The organism is Mesorhizobium sp. M4B.F.Ca.ET.017.02.2.1 (assembly GCF_003998955.1).
Classification (GTDB): domain Bacteria; phylum Pseudomonadota; class Alphaproteobacteria; order Rhizobiales; family Rhizobiaceae; genus Mesorhizobium; species Mesorhizobium abyssinicae.
In genome coordinates this window covers 1-4,122 of record NZ_RZOF01000454.1, presented here as the reverse complement: position 1 = coordinate 4,122, position 4,122 = coordinate 1, and the positions used below count along the sequence as shown (strand labels likewise).

Genomic DNA, 4,122 nt, shown 5'->3' with positions numbered 1-4,122 from the left:
GCGAAAAACTGGTCCAGAAAATCCGGCAGCGGCAGCGGCGGCAGGTTGTTCAGCATGAAATCGCCGGGGGCCGAGGCGCCCGCTATCCGGCTTTCGGCGCCGCGGATCGCCATGGCCCCAAGCGTGAGCCAGGCCAGCATGATCGCCGCCCCCACTGCCAGCGTCACCGCCAGCCGGGGATTGCGCGCGACGCTCGCCGTGGCGCGGCCGGCCCGGTCGAGATGGCTGAAATCATGGTCCTGGCCGGTCATGGACCCGAAATGAGCCGAATCGCCGCGTTGATCAAGCCGTGCGATCGGGCCTATACCGACGTTGGCGGCCAGTTGGGCCTGCATTGCGATCTGGATACCGGATTTGGGTCATCACAAGACAGCGCGGATATTGGTTGCCGGCAGCGGTCCGGCCGGGCTGATCGCGGCGCTCGGCTTTGCCGAGGCCGGCTTTGCGGTGACGCTGGCAGGCCCGGAAGCCAATGGCCAGGATGGCCGCACCACGGCACTTATGAACCCTGCCTTGAAAGTCCTCGAGCGGCTGGGCGTTCTCGCCGAACTCAGGCCAAAGGCCGCGCCGCTGAAGGTGATGCGCATCGTCGACGCGACGAGGCGGCTGGTCCGCAGCCCGACGGTCACCTTCCGCGCCAGCGAAATCGGCGAAGAGCAGTTCGGCTTGAACCTGCCCAACAACGTGCTTGTTCCAGCCCTTGCCAGGGCGGTTGCCGCGCATACGGGCATCGAATGGCGGAAATCGATGGTCGAGAGCTGGCGCCTGGACACCACCCATGCCCATGCCGTGCTTGCCGATGGCGGCGAGGTCTCCGCCTCGCTGGCGGTCGCCGCCGACGGGCGCATGTCGCCGGCGCGCGAGGCGGCTGGCATCGCCGCATCGGTGCGCTCCTATCCACAGGCGGCGCTGGTTCTCAATTTCAGCCACCGCAGCGACCACGCCTTCACCTCGACCGAGTTCCACACCGAGACCGGCCCGTTCACGCAGGTTCCCCTGCCCGGCAACCGTTCCAGCCTTGTCTGGGTGGTGAAGCCGGAGACGGCGACGGAGCTGGCGGCGCTCGACGACGCGACGCTCTCGCAGCGCGTCGAAGAGCAGATGCAGTCGATGCTGGGGCGCGTCACCGTCGAACCCGGCAGGCAGGTCTATCCGCTGTCGGCCGCCTCGCCAGGGCGTTTTGCGCAAAACCGTGTGGCGCTGGTCGGCGAGGCCGCGCACGTCTTCCCGCCGATCGGCGCACAAGGTCTCAATCTCGGCATCAGGGATATCGACGACCTGATTGGAATCGCCAGCGAAAATAGCTCTGATCCGGGATCGGAGAAGTGCCTCGCGACCTACGATACCAGGCGACGGCCCGACATTCTGGCGCGCAGCAGCGCGGTTAATCTGCTGAACAGGTCCCTGCTCTCCGACATGCTGCCGGCGCAGCTGGCGCGCGGCGCCGGCCTTGGCGTGCTCGGCAGCTTCGCGCCGCTGCGCGCCTTTTTCATGCGCGAAGGGCTGAGGCCCGGCAGCGGCTTCCAGGCGCTTGCCGGCGGGTTGCGCAAGCAGTCCCGGCGGTAGGTTCGCCGGACATTTCCGCCGCAGGCCGGAAACCCTCGGCTCCGCCAGCTCGTTGCTTGGTATAGGAGCGGTGCTTTGGCATTGAATTGGCGCGGCGTCTGCGCCAAATAGGCACCAACCGAAAGTCGGGGTCGATTTTTGGCGGCGCAGCGCGTAAATTCAAGATCTTAGGCGCCTTTGCGCGGTCACCGACGGCGCCTTGGAACCTGAGTGGTGAGTGCGATGAAAACGGCCAAATTCTCGATCGGACAAGTGGTTCGCCACCGGCTGTTTCCGTTCCGCGGGGTCATCTTCGACGTCGACCCGCAATTCGCCAACACCGAGGAATGGTACGAGGCGATACCGGCCGACGTGCGGCCGCGCAAGGACCAGCCCTTCTATCACCTTCTCGCAGAGAACTCCGAAACGGAATACATCGCCTATGTCTCCGAGCAGAACCTGCTCGAGGACAAGTCGGGCGAGCCGGTGCGGCATCCGCAGATCGGCGAGATGTTCGACAAGCGGCCGGACGGTCGCTACGAGCCGAAACGACAGTCCCGGCATTGAGACGCAAAAAAGCGGGGCATGCCCCGCTTTTTTCGAAGCCGGAAGACTCCCGCAGGGAGTCCCGGGCGATCAGTTGGCGGTCTTCGCCTTGTCCTGCTCTTCCTTGAGCTTCTTGGCGAAGTCCTGGTTGTTCTTGGCCACGAAGTCCTTCAGCTTCTTCTGCCGGTCCTCGATGTCCGACTGCTGCAGCGGCGGACCGTCATAGGCGCCGCTGAAGCCGGTCAGCGCGACCTTGATCGGGTTCGGCTGGTTCTGGAAATTGACCGAGGTCAGCGTGATCGCCTGGCCCTTCTTGAACGAGGCGACGAGCTGGTCGGTCAGCGGCACTTCGGCCACGCAGCGGTCGGGGAAGCAGATCACATAGTCGAGCTTCTGCGCCTTGCCGGTGTCGATCTGCAGGCCGATGCCGGGAGGGACCAGACGGCCGGTCGGGACCGTGACCTGGAACACCTTGCGGTTCACCTTGCCCTTCAGCTCGATCAGGCTGATGCCGGTGACGAGCTGGCCGTTGCCGGCGGTGACGATGTTCTGGACATTGCAGATGTCGACATCTTCCTGCTTGGTGCAGGCCTTGAACCAGCCCTGCGGAATCTGCTGCTGCTGCGCGGAGGCAGCCGGAAGTTCTGCGCCCAGAAAGCCGATCACGCCTGCGGCCAGGACCGAAAGGCGGTACGCGTTGCTGTTCAGGCTCGTCATATGGTGTACTTCCTCTCAATGATCCCGGGACCGGCTTCTTCGTGCCGTGTGGTCCTGCTACCTGTTGCCGAAATGAGGCAACAGCATGACTTCGGAGCGCCTGTTACACTGCCAGCGATGGCGAATCCAGCCCGTCGGCCGCAATTCTTGGCGCAGCTCCGCCGGCCGCCCGCGGTCGCCGAGCTCCTGCAGCTCCGTCCCCGTGCCGCAACGATTCAATCGGAGCACGAAATGCTCTAGGGTGCATTCCGAATCATCAAGCCGCCTGGCAAGGAGACGGTCATGGGCCGCGTTCTCGTTTGGCTGATCGCCGCGACCTCGTTTCTGACCCTTGCTACTGGACCGGCGCTGTCGGAGCCGAAGCATGCCATCGCCATGCAGGGCGAGCCGGCGCTGCCGGCGGACTATACGCATTTCGACTACGTCAATCCCGATGCGCCGAAAGGCGGCAGCATCACCTATTGCGTCGTCGGCAGCTTCGACAATCTCAACCCGTTCATCCTGAAAAGCCTGCGCACCACGGCACGCGGCATGATGGATACGATCTACGGCAATCTGGTCTTCGAGCCGCTGATGCAGCGCAACTATGACGAGCCCTTCAGCCTCTATGGCCTGCTCGCCGACAGCGCCGACATGGATCCCGAGCGCAAGTCGATCGAGTTCCATCTCAATCCCAACGCAAAATGGTCGGACGGCCAGCCGGTGACGCCGGAGGACGTGCTGTTCACCTACGACGTGTTCACCGACAAGGGCCGCCCGCCCTACAGCGACCGCATGGCCAAGATCGCCAAGCTGGAAAAGACCGGCGACCGCAGCGTGCGCTTCACCTTCAACGACAAGGCCGACCGCGAGTTTCCGCTGATCGTCGCGCTGACGCCGATCATCCCGAAGCATGCCTTCGACAAGGACAGCTTCGACAAGACGACGCTGAAGCCTGTGACCGGCAGCGGCCCCTACACGGTGGCGCAGGTGGTGCCCGGCCAGCGCATCGTGTTCAAGCGCAATCCCGACTATTGGGCCAAGGATGTCCCTTCGAAGCGCGGCTTCGACAATTTCGACCAGATCACCATCGAGTACTTCCTAAATGCCAACGCCAAGACCGAGGCGTTCAAGAAAGGCATCTGCGCCATCGACGACGAGACCGACCCGGTCAAGCGCGAACGCGATCTCGACTTTCCTGCCTTCCGCAAGGGCGACGTGGTCGCCGAGACCTTCGACACCGGCATTCCGCCCGTCGTGACCGGGTTCCTGTTCAACACCAGGCTGCCGAAGTTCTCCAATCCGGCCGTCCGGCGCGCGCTGGGCATGCTCTAC

Annotated in this window: 4 protein-coding genes and 1 pseudogene; 3 read left to right on the top strand and 2 right to left on the bottom strand. The window is 64.2% G+C overall.

Annotated elements, in window-relative coordinates:
• Nucleotides 1-335 (bottom strand): annotated as a pseudogene (locus tag EN738_RS31770) (hypothetical protein); the annotation flags it as partial.
• A gap of 19 nt (nucleotides 336-354) precedes the next feature.
• On the opposite strand from EN738_RS31770, the gene EN738_RS31765 reads away from it, so the two are divergent.
• Both EN738_RS31765 and hspQ read left to right on the top strand, forming a co-directional pair.
• Entirely contained in the window at nucleotides 355-1,566 is a 1,212-nt protein-coding gene (locus EN738_RS31765) for a UbiH/UbiF family hydroxylase (RefSeq protein WP_127287040.1), read from the top strand.
• A gap of 222 nt (nucleotides 1,567-1,788) precedes the next feature.
• The gene (hspQ, locus tag EN738_RS31760) at nucleotides 1,789-2,112 is read left to right on the top strand and encodes a heat shock protein HspQ (protein WP_128346819.1); all 324 of its coding nucleotides are present in this window, start codon (nucleotides 1,789-1,791) and stop codon (nucleotides 2,110-2,112) included.
• Between the two features lie 69 nt (nucleotides 2,113-2,181).
• Here hspQ and EN738_RS31755 read toward each other — a convergent pair whose 3' ends face one another.
• Nucleotides 2,182-2,808 (bottom strand): invasion associated locus B family protein, encoded by a 627-nt coding sequence (locus EN738_RS31755; RefSeq protein WP_126054534.1) that lies wholly within the window; start codon nucleotides 2,806-2,808, stop codon nucleotides 2,182-2,184.
• 282 nt (nucleotides 2,809-3,090) lie between these two features.
• Between EN738_RS31755 and EN738_RS31750 the strand changes: the two genes are divergently transcribed.
• On the top strand, nucleotides 3,091-4,122 hold a 1,032-nt coding region (locus tag EN738_RS31750; protein WP_145966991.1), incomplete at its 3' end, for an extracellular solute-binding protein.